Origin of the sequence: Microbacterium arborescens (assembly GCF_030369635.1) — a bacterium.
Classification (GTDB): Bacteria; Actinomycetota; Actinomycetes; order Actinomycetales; family Microbacteriaceae; genus Microbacterium.
Window position 1 is genome coordinate 2,080,756 of sequence record NZ_CP128474.1, and the last position, 16,218, is coordinate 2,096,973.

Sequence of the window (16,218 nt, forward strand, 5' to 3'; positions counted from 1 at the left end):
GCAGACCCGCGGGCTGATCCGGGTCAGGCGACGGCCACGACCGTTCCGCCCGTCAGTCGGACGAGCTCGTCGAACGTCAGCGGGAAGACCGTGTGCGGTGTGCCGCCGGCCGCCCAGATCTCGTCGTACTGCTCGAGATCTTCGTCGATGAACGTCGTGAGGGGCGCGGGATGTCCCGTCGGTGCGACGCCGCCGATCGCCTGCCCCGTCGCACTGCGGACCTGATCGACGCTGGCTCGTTTGATCTCGGTGCGTCCGGTGCGCTCGGCCAGAGCCGCCGTGTCGACGCGGTGCGCGCCGCTGGTCATGACCAGCAGCGGCTCACCGTCCGACCAGAAGACCAGGCTGTTGGCGATCGCCCCCACCTCCACGCCGAGCGCCGCCGCGGCCAGGGCGGCCGTGGAAGCGGCATCCGGCAGCACGACGATGTCGCCGGCGATGCCGGCGGCACGCAGGGACTCGTGAACGATACGGCTTCGCGAAGGCAGATCGGTGGTCACGCTGACACTCTAGAAGAGGCACAATGGGCTGGATGCCGCAACGCCGCGGCACGGAGAGCATGAGCCCACAAGGCTCCGCCGAAAGAGGATCGCGATGACCCACGCCCTGCCCCTGCCCGATTTCACGCACGAGCGCGTGGAGGTGATGACCGGACGGCGGAGCGGCCTCTTCATCGCCGCCGCGTTGCACTCCTCCGTCCTCGGCCCCGCTCTCGGCGGCGCCCGGGTGTGGACGTACCCGCACTGGAGCGACGCACTCGGCGACGCCCTCCGCCTGTCTGCGGCGATGACGTTGAAGAACGCGGCGGCGGGGCTGGATGCCGGCGGCGGGAAGGCCGTCATCGGCTTGCCCCCGGGAACGGTGCTGGATGCCGAGCGGCGGCGTGCGGCGTTCCTCGATCTCGGTGACGCCGTCGAGTCGCTGTGCGGCCTGTACCGCACGGCCGAAGACGTGGGGTCGACCACCGACGACATGCTCACCGTCAGCGAACGCACCGCGCACGTCGTCGGCCTCCCCGACCGCGTGGGTGGCTCGGGCGAACCCGCGGGTCCGACGAGCATCGGCGTGCACGCGTCGCTGCTCGCGACCCTCGAGCGCGTGACCGGAGCTCGCGATGTCGCCGGCCGCCGCATCACGATCGCGGGGCTCGGGCAGGTGGGCAGCCGCCTCGCCGTGCAGCTCGCCGCCGAAGGCGCAGAGCTCACCGTGACCGATGTGAACCCCGCGAAGCGCGAGCTCGCGACGAGCCTCGGTGCCACGTGGATCGAACCGGCGGAGGCCCACCTCGCCTCGGCCGACGTCTTCGTGCCCGCGGGCATCGGAGGCGTCCTCACCGACGAGGTGATCGACGCGCTCGACGCACGAGCAGTATGCGGACCCGCGAACAACCCGCTGGCACATCGCTCCGGCGCCGACCGTCTGGCCGCGCGCGGCATCCTGTACGCCCCCGACTTCGTCGTGAACGCGGGCGGGGTCATCTACCTCGACCTCGCCGCGAAGCAGCGCGATCGCAGCGAGATCGCCACGCGTGTCGAGGGCATCGGCGACGTGCTGCGGCGCATCTTCGACGAAGCCGCCGCGCGCGACGTCACGCCGCTCGCCGCCGCGGAGTCCCTCGCCGCCGAGCGCCTCGCCGCCGGGGCCGCCCGCGACGCCCTGGTCTGACCCCGGCCGGGGTCGGCGGGGTGCCGGGGTGCGTCTGGGTCTGGGTCCGGGATGCAAGGGATCGTCGACGACACCCCGCCGGAACGGCATCCACCCCGGCGCGCCGCGCCCGATCCCTTGCATCCCCGAACCGAAGCCGGCCGGGGCGGTGGGTGCCGGGTAGGACAGGGGTGGAACGGGGGGCCGGATGCCGCACACCCGAGGCCCCGTCGAGAGGGAGTCGGGCATTCCCCGACACCCCAGGACGGGGATGCAAGGGATCGTCGCCGACACCCCGCACCAACGACATCCACGCCGCCGCGCCGCGCCCAATCCCTTGTATCCCGGAACCGAAGCGGGAGAGGCCGGGGTAGCACCGGGGTGGGACAGGGCGGATGCCGCACACCCGAGGCCCGGTCTAAACGAAAGCCTGGCGCTCCCGACACCCAGACCGGGATGCAAGGGATTGTCGCCGACACCCCGCCGGAACAGCATCCGCCCCGGCGCGCCGCGCCCAATACCTTGCATCCCGGCACCACAACACCCCGGCACCAGGCTCAGATCTGCAGGATGGCTCGGGCGATGAGGAAGTACAGGATCAGGCCGCTGGCGTCGACGAACGTCGTGATGAACGGGTTCGAGAACACCGCGGGATCGACACGGATCGCCCTCGCGAGCAGCGGCATGACTCCGCCGACCGTCGCCGCCATCGTGCACACCGCGATCAGAGTCGCCCCGATGACGAGACCGATGCGCGGCTCGTACACGAGCGAGGTCACCCCGAATCCGACGAGCCCCAGGATGCTGCCGAGGAAGAACCCCACCCGCACCTCACGACTCAGCACGCGGACGACGTCGCGGGGTCGCACGTCGCCGAGCGCGAGCGCGCGCGTGACCGTGGTCGCCGCCTGGTTGCCGGTGTTCCCACCGGTTCCGATGAGCAGGGGCACGAACAGCGCGAGCACCGTGATCTGGGCGAGCGTCGCCTCGAACGCCGACAGCACCTGCACGGTAAGCGTCGCGCCGACGGCGAGCACGAGCAGCCAGACGACGCGCGAGCGCACGATCTGAGCGATGGGGGTCGACAGGTAGGGCCGGCGAAGCGGCTCGGCACCGCCCTGGCGCGCGGCATCCTCGCTCTCCTCATGTTCGAGGATGCGGGCGGCGTCGTCGACGGTCAGGATGCCGACGAGTCGCTCCTCGCTGTCGACGATCGGCAGCGCGAGCAGGCCGCGCTCGGTGCAGCGGCGGGCGGCGGTCTCAGCGTCATCGTCCACCCCGGCGGTCTGCGCGGCCTGCATGATGTCGCGCACGGCGTCGGACGGTTCGGCGGCGAGCAGATCGCGCAGGCTGACGACGCCCGCGACGCGACGTCCCGCATCGACCACGGGAAGCGTGTACACCGTCTCGGCGTCGTGCAGGCGGGCCCGCACCCGCTCGAGCGCGCCCGCGACCGTGCTGCCGATCGGAACCGACACGAACTCCGGGCTCATCCGGCGCCCGATGGATCCGCGGCGGTAGCCGAGGACCGCCGCGGTCATCTCGCGCTCGTGAGCGGGAAGCCCGCGCATCAGCCGAGACGCGAGCGAGGCCGGCAGCTCGTCGACGAGCCAGGCGCGGTCGTCGGGGTCGAGGTCGCCGAAGATGTGCGCCACCTCAGCGTCGCGCAGGTCGCCGATCAGCTCCCCCTGCATGTTCGGCGAGAGCGCTTCGAACACCTGCAGAGCGTGGTCTTTCGGCAGCAGCCGGTAGGCGACGGCGCGGCGACGACCGTCGAGTCGCTCGAGCACCTCGGCGAGACGCTCGGGCTCGACAGCGGCGAGAGCAGCCGCAGCAGACGGCAGGTCACCCCGCGACAGGGGTGCGGCGATGCCGTCGACGACGATGGTCAGTTCGTTGATCTGCTCCGGAGTCATGGGAGCCCTCCTCATGTGGACGCGCGCGCATCCGCGGCATCGTCACGACGACGACGGCACGGACCACATCGCGAAGCCTGCTGGTGCGACGCACCGCGGCTCGTCCGCTCAGGAGTCGATCGGGTCGACGTGCGGGCGGGCAGCGGGCATGGCGCTGTCGATCTCGCGATGGCAACTATCACCGCTCATTGAGCACCTCACCTCGCTTCCTTTTTCTCGCAGGTCGACAATCGGCAGAAGAGGATCTGCCGGCGATCAGGGGCGGACCGCGGCGATCGGGTGCCGCGGGCCGATGCCCCGCCGACCATCGTATGCCCTTCGACCTGGGAGGAACCGCCGCACGCCGCCGGCATCACGACGACCGGGCGCCCGACCGTGTGGTCGGGCGCCCGGTCGAGAGGGGTCTGCTGATCAGCTGACGGCGGCGAGGTTCTTCGCGACGTGCGCGTGCACGGCCTTCAGCCACGAGAGCAGGAACTCGGACGTCGACTCGTTGGTCACGGTGCCGTCGTCGTCGATGAGCCCCTCGGTGAGCTGCAGGTAGCCCTCGGGCTGCGAGAGCTCGGGCGACGCGAGGAACGACAGGATCGACCGCAGGTGCTGCTGCGCGACGGCCGTGCCCACCGCACCGATCGAGATGCCGATGACGGCGGACGGCTTACCGGCGAAGCTGTTGTCGCCCCACGGACGGCTCGCGGTGTCGAGAGCGTTCTTCAGGACGCCAGGCACCGACCGGTTGTACTCGGGGGTGACGATGATGACGCCGTCGGCCTTCTCGACCGCAGCCTTGAACTCAGCCGCTTCGGCCGGGATCGACGCGTCGTTGTCGGCCGAGTAGAACGGCAGCGGTGCGATCGGGATCTCGGTGAGCTCGAGGTCGGCCTGCGGGGCGAGCTTGGTGAGCGCCTTCGCCAGACGACGGTTGATCGAGGTCGACGAGATGCTGCCGACGATGACGCCGACGTTGTAGGTGGTCATGGACGAAACCTCCCGGGGGATCGATTCAGTTGCATGCAGTCTACGCGTCGCAACGGCGCGATGCGGCCAGGATCGGCTGAGTGCTTTCGAAGATGCCCCACGAAGTCGTAGGGTCGGGATGACGCGTGTTCGCACTCACGGAGTCCGGGGGTTGACCGATGAAGAACACATCGAGCCCGCCTCTCGCACCCTCCCCTGACACCGCACCTCGTCTCGGATCGTTATGGACACGGCTCGTCGGTCCCGCCCGACGCCTGATCGGGTCCCCTGGATCGCTCGACATCTCCCCGGCGCTGAAAATCGCAGACCGTGTCGAGTTGCGCCGCCAAGCCCTCGAGAAGTTGTCGGATGCCGATTTCGGCTCGGCACTCGCTGAAACGCAGCCGGCTCGGGAGCGACGGGATGTCGACGCGGGAGAGGAACTGCTCGCGCTGATCGCGGAGTCTGCCCGCCGAGAGCTGGGGCTGGTGGCCCATCGCGAGCAGATCGCCGCGGTGTCCAGCCTCTTGAGCGGGCGAGTCGTGGACATGGCGACTGGCGAGGGGAAGACGCTGGTCGGCTTCCTCGCCTCCGCCGCCTGGGCGGCCGACGGGAGGCGTGTCCACGTGCTGTCGGCGAACAGCTACCTCGCGTCGCGCGACGCGTCGACGGGGCGCGCGTTCTTCGCACGTCTCGGTTTCGACGTCGCTTCGGTGGACGACACGATGAGTGCGGACGAACGCCAGCGCGGGTACCTCTCAGACGTCGTCTACACGACGGCACATCAGGTCGGTTTCGATGTGTTGCGCGACCGCCAGCGCACATCGGACTCCGATCGGCTCCTGTCCGTCGCTGACGTGGCGTTGATCGACGAGATCGACGCCGTCCTCATCGACGACGCCACCGTCCCGCTCGTGCTGGCGGCAGACAGCGCGATGGATGAGCCTGACACCAAGCTCGCCGACGTTCTGCGCCAGATGCAAAACGATGTGCACTACGAGGTCACCGGCGACGGGCGCAGCGCCGCGTTCACCGATGCGGGTTTGGCGATCGTGGAGGAGGCTTACGGCGTAGAGGATCTCTACGCCGGCGACCAGACCGAGCTGCTCACTGCCGCCCATGTCGCCTTGCACGCGCAAACGCTCCTCCATCGGGACGTTCATTACATCGTTTCGGGCGGCCGCCTCAAGCTGATCAGCGAGCCACGCGGCCGGGTCGCGGAGCGTCGGCGATGGCCCGACGGGCTGCAGGCGGCCCTCGAACGCAAAGAAGGTCTGCCTGTTACAGGGCAGGCGCAGATTCGTGACCAAATCCTCATCGAGACCGTCGTGAAGGGGTACGCGACGGTCACCGGCATGAGCGGTTCTGCGCTCGAGGCTGCAGAACGACTGGGCGAGGACTTCGGATTCTCTACGGTCGTGATCCCTCCGCACCGCATTCCCGCCCGAATCGACGAGCCCGATCGCTTGTACCGCTCAGAGCCCGAGCGGGACTCGGCGGCTGCCGAGCGGGTGCTGCACGCTCACCACCGAGGCCAGCCGGTGCTCATCGGTACGCAGAGCGTCGAGGCTTCGGAGGGTTTTGCGGACCTGCTTCGCACCCATGGGGTGGGTGTCCACGTGCTGAACGCGAAGAACGATGCGGCGGAGGCGACCATCATCGCCCAGGCAGGCCAGCCCGGGGCGGTGACCGTCTCCACGCAAATGGCGGGTCGCGGCGTGGACATCGAGGTGCCACCAACCTCGGCCCAGGCCGGTGGGCTTCTCGTCATTGGCCTTGCTCGCCATGACTCGCCTCGGCTCGATCGGCAGCTCCGCGGCCGGTCAGGCAGGCAAGGCGAGCCAGGACGCACGGTTCTCTACGCGAGCCTCGACGACGCAATCGTCAAGAACAACATCCGCATCAACCCGGTTCCACGGAGCATCGGTCCCGACGGCCAGATCGATGATGTTCGCTTTCACCGCCTCTACGAGCACGCCCAGCGCGTCGCGGACGGGAAGGTGCTCCAGTTACATCGAAACACGCGCCGCTATGACTCCATCGTCGACCAGCAACGGGAGACGGTGCTTGGTTTGCGCGAGAGTCTCCTATCCGATGCAGGGCTGGAGCAATTTCTCGCACGCGTGACCGAGGGCTCAGCGAAGCTTGCCGAGCAATGGGCTGCGCGTGATCGTCGCGTCCTCGCACGCGAGGTGGCGCTGCTCCTCGTGGACGACGCATGGTCAGAGCACCTGGCCAGTCTCGCCGAGACACGAGAGGGCATCCACCTCCGCGTTCTCGCCAGGCAGAACCCCTTGGACGAGTTCGCGTTGATCGCGGCCCGCAACCTGCCACGGGTCATCGATGAGTTTCGGGACTCGGTCCGCTCGATCCTCCACGCGGCCCCCTCGAATGCCCAGACTCTCTCAGACCTGAGGCTCTCCAGGCCCGCATCCACGTGGACGTACATGGTCTCCGACAACCCGTTCGGCTCAGAGGCTGACCGCATCGTTTCGTACCTGAACAGCGTCGTGCACGGGAGGCGCCCTCGCGGGGTCGAGTACGTCTGACCGCGCGAGGCGCGCCGCGCCGCGTACGTCGATTCGGGCGCGAGGCAGCCCCTGTCAAAGCGAGAACGGCACGACGAGGGTAGCCCAGGCGAGGAAGGGCCCGATCAGCACGATGACCCCGGAGTAGCGCAGAATCCGCTGGTAGAACGCAGGAGGGTCGACGTTCTGGGCGTTCGCGAGGACGAGCGCGCCATTGGTCGAGAACGGTGAGACGTCGACGACCTTCGCGGCGATCGCGACCGCAGAGATCGCCATCCCGCCGGCGACGGGGCTGTCCTGAATGAGCGGCAGGAGCATCGGGATCGAGATCGCGATGACCGCCGTCGACGAGGCGAACGCCGAGACGACACCGGCCATGACGCAGAGCACGAGCACGCCGATGAGGGGCGAACCGAGGCTGCCGATCCCGTTCGCGACCCATTCGATCGCCCCCGCTTCCTCGACGATGCTGATGTAGGTGATCATGCCCGCGACGAGCAGGATGGTCGACCAGCTGATGCCCTCGACAGCGGCCGTGAGGTGCTTCTTCTCGATGAATGCGATCACGGTGCCGGCGACGAGCGCGAGGATGCCGATGTCGAGGTGGAACACCATCGCCCCGACGGCCAGCCCCAGCAGGGCGAGCAGGGTCAGCACCTGAGCCGGAGTCGTGCGGAGCCGTGGCGTTTGGAGCGTCTGCGTGAGCGTGAGGACCGAACCCTGCTCGGCGCCGCCGACGGAGATGTTCCCCGTTGCGGGCACGCGCGGCCCGGGCACCGCGCCACCATCGCCCGCGCCGCTCGCGTCGCCGCCCCCGGAGTACGCTCCGCCGCGAAGGCGGTTCTTCCAGGAGAAGAACAGCTGGGTCAGGATCGCGATGAGGGTCGAGTAGACGAACGCCGTCACGAACAGCACCATCGGCGAGAAGCCCGGGGTGTCGCCGACCATGCCGCTGACGAGCAGGCCGAGCACCGAGATCGGCGAGAGCGAACCCGCCAGTGCTCCGTAGACGACGGTCATTCCCACCGGCAGCGGGTCCAAGCCGTGCTTGGCGGCGAAACTGAGGGCGACGGGCGCGACGAGGGCGACGGCAGCCGGCGGGAACGTGCCCATGGCCGTGAGGATCGCAGCGACCCCGAAGAGCACCCACGGCACCAGCGCCGTCCGCCCCCGCACGAGGCGCACGCCGCGGTCGACGATCAGGTCGACGGTTCCGTTGAGCTTCGCGACGGCGAACAGGTATGTGACGCCCACGATCGTGAGGAAGAGGTCGGCGGGGAAGCCGGCGAGCATCTGCTTCTCGTCGAGGCCGAGCACGAGCGTTCCGACGAGGAAGGTGCCGATGAATCCGAGGATGCCGATGTTGATCGGCCGCACGGTGGCGATGATGACCATCGCGAACAACGCGAGTATCGAGATGAGTTCTGGTGACATCGTTGTCTCCCAACGGGGGTTGGCGGCGACCGGATCCGCCTCAGCGAGATCGGCCGCCTATCTGATCATCGGACGAGGAGGGCTTCCTCGACCAGTCCCGACGCATGATCGGGCAGTTGCTCCAGCGGCAGAGGGACGGAGGCATCCGCCAGCCGCCGCGCCGAGCGGGTGATTCCGACTGCGGGCAGTGCGCCGTGACGGCCGATGCGGGTGCTCACCACACCCGACGGCGTGCGCATTGAGGTGACGTCGCGGGTGCCGGGTCGTTCGGCCATCCGCGATACGACCGTGCCCGGGGTAGCCGCCGCCAGCGTCAGCGCGACGCTGCCGGTGATCGCGATCGCCGGGTGCGCCTTGCCCATCGACATCATCGTGACCCCGAAGTCGTGATCGCCCGCGCTGCGGGACGACACCAGGGCGACCTTCGGCACTGCCTTGAGCGCCGCAGCCGCGGCGGCCGCGAGTCCCATGCGGACGGCGCCTTCACGACGGATGCCGTCGACACGGGCCAGCAGCTCGGGTCGCGCATCGATCTCGGCGGGTGTTTCGAGGCCGGTCAGGCCCAGCGCCGACGCCTCGGCGATGACGACGGGCGCTCCCCCGTCGATCAGTGTCACCGGAACGCCGTCGATGTGCTCGATGGCGAGGCCGGTCGGCAGCAGGCGACCCGTCGTGCGGCCGGCGGGATCGACGAACCAGAGCACGACCTCGAGGCCCGCGTAGGGAACGCCGACGATGTGCGCGTCGCCCGACTCGTCGAACACGCCGCCGGGCGTGGGAACCTCGGCCACGATCAGCTGACCGGTGTTCGTGTTGAAGATGCGGACCGCCGTCCGCTCGCCCTGCGGGGCGAGCCACCCCGCGTGGAGCACGTACGGCGCGATCGCAGCAGAGCAGTTGCCGCAGTTGCTCGACCAGTCGACCCGCCCGTCGGCGAGGCCGACCTGTGCGAACGAGTAGTCGATGTCGGCGTCGTCGCGCTGGCTCGGCGACAGGATGACGGCCTTGCTGGTCGTCGAGGTGCCGCCGCCGAGGCCATCGATCTGCCGCTCGTCGGGACTGCCGTACAGGCGCAGCAGAATGTCGTCGACGGGTGCGCCGACACGCTCCAGCTCGTTGCGGCTGAAGACCCAGCACTTGCTGGTCCCGCCCCGCATGAGTGTCGCCGGGATCTCCAACATGGCCGCCTCCTGAGGTGTCGGCATCCATGCTTGCTGCGGCCATCGTTCAGGAAAACCGCCGGATGCTTAACCCCTGTGAAGGTGCGCTTCAGTCTCGCTTGGGCCTGATTGCGCGCACTCAGCCGCATCCGGAGGCCAGATATGTCACTCAGATGAGCCAGTCGCGTGAAGTTCCGCTTCATGCGCTTTCAGTATCCAGCTTGTCGACTGTACGGTAGGGGCTGAAAGCGAGGCACCGATGCTCGATGTGCGAAGACTGGCCGTGCTGGTGACGATCCTCGATCACGGCTCGCTCACCGCCGCAGCGAAGACACTCGGTTACTCCCCCTCGGCGCTGTCGCAACAGCTTCAGCGCCTCGAGCAAGAGGTCGGACAGCCGCTCGTCCGGCGCCAGCCGCGCGGCGTCGTGGCCACCGAGGCCGGTGCCCTCCTCGCCGGGCATGCCCGCTACATCCTGCGTCGGCTCCGGGCAGCGGAGTCCGAGCTGGGCGAGCTGGCCGGCCTGCGCCGCGGTCGGATCGCGGTCGGCACATTCCCGACGATCGGAACCACCCTCATGCCCGTCGCCATCAGTCGGTTCCGCCGCGACTATCCCGGTGTGCGTCTCGACGTGCACAGCGCCCGCTTCGACGAGCTCGTTGCCGCCCTGCAGGAGAACACGATCGGACTGTCACTGCTGTGGGACTACGAGTGGAATCGCATCGACGAGCCCGATCTGTCGATCACTCCCCTGTTCGAAGATCCGACGGTGCTGGTGGTGTCGCAGGATCACCGCCTCGGGCGCACCCGCCACGTGACGATGTCGATGCTCCGGCACGAGGAATGGATCGTGCGCAAGCGCGATCACCCCGTCGCCGAGGTGCTGGAGCGCAGCTGCCGGGCCGCAGGCTTCAGCCCGACGATCGCGTTCGAGGCCAACGACTACCAGGAGGCCCTCGCGATGGTGAGCGTCGGGCTCGGCGTCGCGCTCGCGCCGCGCACGGCCGTCACGTCAGCGCGACCCGACGTCCGCATCGTCAGCCTCGGCCAGGAGGCTCCGTCGCGCCGTATCGTCATCGCACACCGCAGCGACCGTGTGCGCCCTCCCGGTGAGCGCGCGATGCACCAGATCCTCGTCGATGTCGCTCGCGAGCAGCTGGTTGCAGGCTGACCACCGGTATATGCAGAAACCGGCATCCTGATGGATGCCGGTTCTCGTTTCGGTGGACCTGAGGGGATTCGAACCCCTGACCTCTTCATTGCGAACGAAGCGCGCTACCAACTGCGCCACAGGCCCGGAACTCCCCCACACTATCACGCTGTCAGGGTGCACCCGTGCGCGCACAATGGAGGGATGCACCACCCCGCGGCATCCGTCATTCGCAACGTCCGTGTCTTCGACGCCTCCGCCGTCGACATCCGCATCGCCGATGGCGTGATCACCGCCGTCGAGCCGGCAGCGCCGCAGGCGCCGTCGGCAGGCGCGGGCCACACCGGCCTCGAGATCGACGGGCGCGGCATGCTCGCGCTGCCCGGCCTCGTCAACGCGCACGCCCACGTCGACAAGTCGTGGTGGGGCTTGCCCTGGCAGTCGTACGGCGGCGAGGGCGGCACCGACGGCCGCATCCGGCACGAGCGCGCGCGTCGTGACGAACTCGGCATCCCGAGCGTGTCGACAACGGCGCATGTGCTGGAACAGTTCGTCCGCCACGGCACCACCGCCATCCGCACGCACGTCGATGTCGACCTGGGCGTCGCCCAACGCGGAATCGATGCGGTGCGCGAAGCGGTCGCCGCGTACGACGGAGCCCTCCAGGTTCAGATCGTGGCCTTCCCGCAGGATGGCGTCCTGCGTCGCCCGGGCGTCATCGATCTGCTCGATGAAGCGGCCGCAGCGGGTGCGGAGTTCATCGGCGGACTCGACCCCGCGACGATCGATCGCGACCCCGTCGGCCAGCTCGACGCGCTCTTCCGCATCGCCGCCGAACGCGGCGTCGGGATCGACCTGCATCTGCACGACCCCGCCGAGCTCGGCGCCTTCCAGATCGAGCTGATCATCGAGCGCACCGAGCGGTTCGGCCTCGCGGGCCGGGTCAATCTCGCGCACGGGTTCGCGCTCGCGCAGGTCGGCGCGACGCAACGCCGCGACCTTCTCCAAGCGATGTCCGCGCTCGACATCACGATGACGACGGTGGCACCCCTTCGCCTTCCCCAGCTGCCGCTTCATGAACTGGATGCTGCGGGAGTGCGCTTCGGCTTCGGCACCGACGGCATCCGCGACCTGTGGAGCCCCTACGGCACCGGTGATCTGCTCGGCATCGCCTGGCAGTACGCCCGCGCCTCGAGCCTCGTCCGCGACGACGACCTGCGCCGTGTGGTCGACATCGCGACGGGCGGCTCCGCGCCGTTCGCCGGGCTGCCGGCGGGCCGACTGGAGGCGGGCTCACGCGCTGACATCGTGCTCGTCGATGCCGAGAACCCGATGGACGCCCTCGTTCGCACGCCCGACCGCGAACTCGTCATCGGCAACGGCCGCGTACTGTTCCGGCGCTGAGGCCGGTGTCAGCCGGCTGCGCGCTGAGCGAGGAGCCGGCGGACGTGATCCTCGATCTGCGCGTCGTCGACCTGTCCAGTAGGCACGAAGGCAGGTGTGGGTGCCTTCGCGGCTCGGCTGGCGGCAAGGGATGCCGGCGCGCGACGCGCGGCCTCGCGCTGGATCGCCTCGCCCACGGCCGCCTGACGCAGCGCTTCGCGCGCATCGACCTCATCGAGCACGGCGGCGGCTCGCGAACCGGCAGAAGCGGTGAGCGGGCGCGGCAGCTCACGCGGGGTCCAGGTGGCGCGCGCATCGGCGAACTCGAACTCGGGAACGACCGCGGCTGCGGTCTCGACACGTGCGACCGCGGCAGGAGCGGAGACCGCCGAGCGGGCGGCACGACGGGCCACCGCGGCCATGCGGCTGAGCACGACGGATGCGGCCAGCAGTGTTGTGAGACCCGCGATCAGCACGACCGCGGAACCGGACGTCGCCAGAAGCCACCCGCCGGCGCCGGTCGCCCCGACAGCGACGAGGGCGACGATCGTCATTGCCAGGCGGACACGACGACGGATGCGTGCACGGTGTTCGGCCGAAGCGATGCGCGCGGTGCGCGCGGCGCGAACCTCGCGACGCGCCTCGATGAGCTGACGGCGCTCACTCTCGAGCCGCAGCTGTTCCTTTTCGTGCTGCACCTGACGCGCGAGCTTCTGCTGAGCCAGTGCCGTGCGCGTCGAGAGCTCGACCCGCACTTCTTCGGGCGTCTCCGCGGTTTCGGCGAGCACACGCAGGGCCTGATTGAGGCGCACGGCGTTGCGTTCGGCAGCGTCATAACGGTAGCGACTGTGCCAGGACGGCAGCAGATAGACCATCCACAACGCGACCGCGACGAGGACGATCACGCCACCGCCGAGAACCTGCCCACCCATGGGGACAACCGTACGTGGCATCCCGCCCGCTGACACTCCAGACACAGGCGTGTCTGAAGTTCTTGTTCAACTTTAAGGTTCGAGCCCCGCTGCGCGGCGGTCGGAGAGCGGGATGGCCGCCGCATCGGGGGGAACGGCACCCTCGAGCCAGCGCCCGAGAACGCCTCGCGGCACCTCGTCCGCGACGAGCGCGAACGAGAAGTGATCGCGCCAGTCGCCGTCGATGTGGATGTAGCGACGTCGCAGTCCCTCGTAGCGGAATCCGAGCTTCTCGACCACCCGCAGGCTCGCTCGATTCTCGGGTCGGATGCAGATCTCCATCCGGTGCAGCCGCAGCTCCTCGAAGCACAGGTCCGTCGCCAGGGCGACGGCGGTCGGAGTGATGCCCTTACCCGCGAACCGCTCGCTCACCCAGTAGCCGATCGTCGCCGACGACAACGAGCCGCGCGCGATGCCCCAGACGTTCAGCTGGCCCGCGATCTGCCCCTCGTGCTCCATGACGAAGGGCACGCCGGCCCCGTCGCGGTACTGCTGGAGCAGACGCCGGATGCCGAGCCGCATGTCGAACGACACCGGCCCGTCCGGACTCGTCGCCTCCCACCGTTGCAGCCACGACCGGTTCGCCAGAAGCTCCGATTGCAACGTGCGGGCATCGCGCGGCCTGATCAGCCGAATAGCCACCGGTCCGTGGTGGCGGGGTGCGCTGGCATCCACGCGCGTTCCCGTTCTCGTGTCAGAGGGTCCCGACGAAGTCCTTCAGCCACGGCCGCAGCTCGGGGCCGAGGTCGTCGCGGTCGGAGGCGAGCTGGACGATCGCCTTGATGTAGTCGAGACGGTCGCCCGTGTCGTAGCGGCGTCCGCGGAAGACGACGCCCAGCACGCCCTCGGTCGTCGCGAGCTCCTGCAGCGCGTCGGTCAACTGGATCTCGCCGCCCTTGCCCGGCTCCGTGCGCTCGAGGATCTCGTACACATTGGGCTTGAGGACGTAGCGGCCGATGATCGCGTAGTTGGAGGGTGCGTCCTCCTTCTTCGGCTTCTCGACGAGTCCGGTGACCTTCACGACATCCGGATCGTCAGTCGGCTCGACGGCTGCGGCGCCGTAGAGGTGGATCTGGTCGGGGTCGACCTCCATGAGCGCGATGACCGTCAGTCCCGAGCGCTCCTGTTCGGCGAGCATCTTGGGCAGCAGGGGGTCGCGCTCGTCGATGAGGTCGTCGCCGAGCATCACGGCGAATGTCGAGTCGCCGACGTGCGCGCGCGAACGCAGCACCGCGTGTCCGAGGCCCTTCGGCTCGCCCTGGCGGACGAAGTGGATGTCGGCGAGGTCGGACGACTCCTGCACCTTGCGCAGCTTCACCTCGTCGCCCTTGCGGGTGAGGTTGTGCTCGAGCTCGGGAACGGAGTCGAAGTGGTTCGAGAGGTTGTTCTTGTTGCGTCCGATGATGATCAGGACGTCATCGATGCCGGCCTGCGTCGCCTCTTCGACGACGTACTGGATGGCCGGCTTGTCGACGACAGGCAGCATCTCCTTGGGCATCGCCTTCGTGGCGGGAAGGAAACGGGTGCCGAGGCCTGCGGCGGGGATGACCGCCTTGATGCGCTGCTGAGACATGGATCAACCATATCTATCGCGTACGGCCGACGAGCCGTAACGCGCACACCCTTTACAATCGGGGCATGTCCGACGCGATCGACAACGCCAAGCGCGCGCTGCGGGCGGACCTCCGTGAACGCCGGTACGGGATGTCGGATGCCGCACGCGAGAGTGCCGCCGACGGCATCCGCGAACAGCTGCGCGAACTGGTCGCCACGACCGGTGCCCGCTCGATCTCGTGCTACCTCTCGTCGCCGACCGAACCGGGCACGCGGGCCTTCATCGACGAAGCCGTCGCTGCCGGCGTGAAGGTGCTCCTGCCGGTCAGTCGCAACGACGGCCTGCTCGACTGGGTCGTCGCCGAGCCGGGCGCGGCCGTCGCAGACGGGCTCTTCGGCGTCCCGGAGCCCATCGGCGAGGTCCTCAGCCCCATCGCCGTCGGAGACGTCGACCTGCTCGTCATCCCCGCCGCGGCCGTCGACGCCGCGGGCATGCGGCTCGGCTGGGGCCGCGGCTACTTCGACAAGACTCTCGGTTCGATGGAGAACCGCCCGCCGGTATACGCCGTGCTCTTCGACTCCGAACTCGTCGATGAGGTGCCGCGCGATCTACACGATCAGCCGGTCACCGGCGTCGTCACTCCCACCCGAACCGTCGTCCTCGCACCCGAGGCACGCTGAACACCGAGGAACCATGCCCACCTACGCCTATGCCTGCAAGTCATGCGGGCACCGCTTCGACGCGGTCCAGTCCTTCGCCGACCCCGCGCTCACGGTCTGCCCCGAGTGCTCGGGCGAGCTCCGCAAGCAGTACGGAACGATCGGCGTGACCTTCAACGGAGGCGGCTTCTACCGCACCGACTCCCGCGCGAGCGGGTCAGGATCGGGCTCGGAGTCGAGCACGTCAACCGGTAGCGGCGACTCGTCGACTTCGGCATCATCGAAGTCCGAGGCGAAGTCCTCTCCCGCCGCGGCGGGTTCCTGACACCCGGCGCGTCCGGAGAAAGAGGAGAGCCATGATCAAGGGCTTCCGCGATTTCATCATGCGCGGCAACGTCATCGACCTGGCTGTCGCCGTGGTCATCGGCGGTGCGTTCACCGCCGTCGTCAATGCGATCGTCGCGAGTATCATCAACCCCATCATCGCCCTCGTGTGGCAGGCCGATGAGAACGGCAATGCCGGCTTCCCCGTCGAGGGTCTGCACGGCACCGTCATCTTCCCCGTCGGCACGCTCCTCACTGCGATCATCAGCTTCTTCGCGGTGGCGATCGTCGTGTACTTCGTGTTCGTCGTACCGATGAACAAGTGGAAGGAACGGCAGGCAGCGAAAGCCGGCGTCGTCGAAGAGACCGCGAAGCTCCCGACCGAGCAGGAGCTGCTCATCCAGATCCGCGACCTGCTCGAGCAGAGCAACGCCGCCTCGCCCGCGCCCGCGCCCGCCGCCGCATCTGCACCGGCTGCCGATGCGCCCCTGCGCCGCTCGCAGAGCACTCCCCCGGCGGCCCCGCCCGCCTGACGGA

The 16,218-nt window shown here is 68.9% G+C and carries 15 protein-coding genes and 1 tRNA gene; 7 read left to right on the forward strand and 9 right to left on the reverse strand.

Annotation, left to right across the window (positions count from 1 at the left end; genetic code table 11):
• Window positions 1-23: 23 nt before the first annotated feature.
• Entirely contained in the window at window positions 24-500 is a 477-nt protein-coding gene (locus QUC20_RS09845) for a YbaK/EbsC family protein (RefSeq protein WP_289329742.1), read from the reverse strand.
• Window positions 501-594: 94 nt separating this feature from the next.
• Between QUC20_RS09845 and QUC20_RS09850 the strand changes: the two genes are divergently transcribed.
• On the forward strand, window positions 595-1,665 hold the full coding sequence (locus QUC20_RS09850) for a Glu/Leu/Phe/Val dehydrogenase family protein (RefSeq protein WP_289329743.1): 1,071 nt from the start codon (window positions 595-597) through the stop codon (window positions 1,663-1,665).
• A 536-nt stretch (window positions 1,666-2,201) separates the two neighbouring features.
• Here the strand turns inward: QUC20_RS09850 and mgtE are convergent.
• Complete coding sequence (mgtE, locus tag QUC20_RS09855) at window positions 2,202-3,560, reverse strand: magnesium transporter (protein ID WP_120265123.1); 1,359 nt, start codon at window positions 3,558-3,560, stop codon at window positions 2,202-2,204.
• A 411-nt stretch (window positions 3,561-3,971) separates the two neighbouring features.
• Complete coding sequence (locus tag QUC20_RS09860) at window positions 3,972-4,538, reverse strand: NADPH-dependent FMN reductase (protein WP_289329744.1); 567 nt, start codon at window positions 4,536-4,538, stop codon at window positions 3,972-3,974.
• A gap of 158 nt (window positions 4,539-4,696) precedes the next feature.
• On the opposite strand from QUC20_RS09860, the gene secA2 reads away from it, so the two are divergent.
• Window positions 4,697-7,066 carry an accessory Sec system translocase SecA2 gene (secA2, locus tag QUC20_RS09865; protein ID WP_289329745.1) on the forward strand — a complete coding sequence of 790 codons (2,370 nt, stop codon included), beginning with the start codon at window positions 4,697-4,699 and terminating at the stop codon, window positions 7,064-7,066.
• A gap of 54 nt (window positions 7,067-7,120) precedes the next feature.
• On the opposite strand, the gene QUC20_RS09870 is transcribed toward secA2, so the two are convergent.
• Entirely contained in the window at window positions 7,121-8,479 is a 1,359-nt protein-coding gene (locus QUC20_RS09870) for an SLC13 family permease (protein WP_289329746.1), read from the reverse strand.
• A gap of 65 nt (window positions 8,480-8,544) precedes the next feature.
• A complete protein-coding gene (locus QUC20_RS09875) occupies window positions 8,545-9,660 on the reverse strand; it encodes a PrpF domain-containing protein (RefSeq protein ID WP_289329747.1) in 1,116 nt (371 codons plus the stop codon).
• A gap of 238 nt (window positions 9,661-9,898) precedes the next feature.
• On the opposite strand from QUC20_RS09875, the gene QUC20_RS09880 reads away from it, so the two are divergent.
• Window positions 9,899-10,810, forward strand: a complete 912-nt coding sequence (locus QUC20_RS09880; protein ID WP_289329748.1) for a LysR family transcriptional regulator — start codon at window positions 9,899-9,901, stop codon at window positions 10,808-10,810.
• Between the two features lie 53 nt (window positions 10,811-10,863).
• Here QUC20_RS09880 and QUC20_RS09885 read toward each other — a convergent pair.
• Window positions 10,864-10,936: transfer RNA gene (locus QUC20_RS09885), tRNA-Ala, on the reverse strand.
• Window positions 10,937-10,993: 57 nt separating this feature from the next.
• Here QUC20_RS09885 and QUC20_RS09890 point away from each other — a divergent pair.
• Window positions 10,994-12,193: an amidohydrolase family protein gene (locus QUC20_RS09890; protein ID WP_289329749.1), complete on the forward strand. Its 1,200-nt coding sequence runs from the start codon at window positions 10,994-10,996 to the stop codon at window positions 12,191-12,193.
• A gap of 8 nt (window positions 12,194-12,201) precedes the next feature.
• Here QUC20_RS09890 and QUC20_RS09895 read toward each other — a convergent pair whose 3' ends face one another.
• From QUC20_RS09895 to galU, 3 genes are all read right to left on the reverse strand, one after another.
• Window positions 12,202-13,104, reverse strand: a complete 903-nt coding sequence (locus QUC20_RS09895) for a large exoprotein (RefSeq protein ID WP_289329750.1) — start codon at window positions 13,102-13,104, stop codon at window positions 12,202-12,204.
• A 72-nt stretch (window positions 13,105-13,176) separates the two neighbouring features.
• Window positions 13,177-13,818 carry a GNAT family N-acetyltransferase gene (locus QUC20_RS09900; RefSeq protein ID WP_120265115.1) on the reverse strand — a complete coding sequence of 214 codons (642 nt, stop codon included), beginning with the start codon at window positions 13,816-13,818 and terminating at the stop codon, window positions 13,177-13,179.
• A 19-nt stretch (window positions 13,819-13,837) separates the two neighbouring features.
• Window positions 13,838-14,716 carry a UTP--glucose-1-phosphate uridylyltransferase GalU gene (gene galU / locus QUC20_RS09905; RefSeq protein ID WP_289329751.1) on the reverse strand — a complete coding sequence of 293 codons (879 nt, stop codon included), beginning with the start codon at window positions 14,714-14,716 and terminating at the stop codon, window positions 13,838-13,840.
• A gap of 65 nt (window positions 14,717-14,781) precedes the next feature.
• Here galU and QUC20_RS09910 point away from each other — a divergent pair, with 65 nt between their 5' ends.
• The 3 genes from QUC20_RS09910 to mscL are packed head-to-tail and all read left to right on the forward strand — an operon-like array spanning window position 14,782 to window position 16,214.
• A complete protein-coding gene (locus QUC20_RS09910; RefSeq protein ID WP_289329752.1) occupies window positions 14,782-15,378 on the forward strand; it encodes a 5-formyltetrahydrofolate cyclo-ligase in 597 nt (198 codons plus the stop codon).
• Window positions 15,379-15,391: 13 nt separating this feature from the next.
• Window positions 15,392-15,682: an FmdB family zinc ribbon protein gene (locus QUC20_RS09915; RefSeq protein WP_289329753.1), complete on the forward strand. Its 291-nt coding sequence runs from the start codon at window positions 15,392-15,394 to the stop codon at window positions 15,680-15,682.
• 31 nt (window positions 15,683-15,713) lie between these two features.
• A complete protein-coding gene (gene mscL, locus QUC20_RS09920; protein WP_289329754.1) occupies window positions 15,714-16,214 on the forward strand; it encodes a large conductance mechanosensitive channel protein MscL in 501 nt (166 codons plus the stop codon).
• Window positions 16,215-16,218 lie beyond the last annotated feature (4 nt).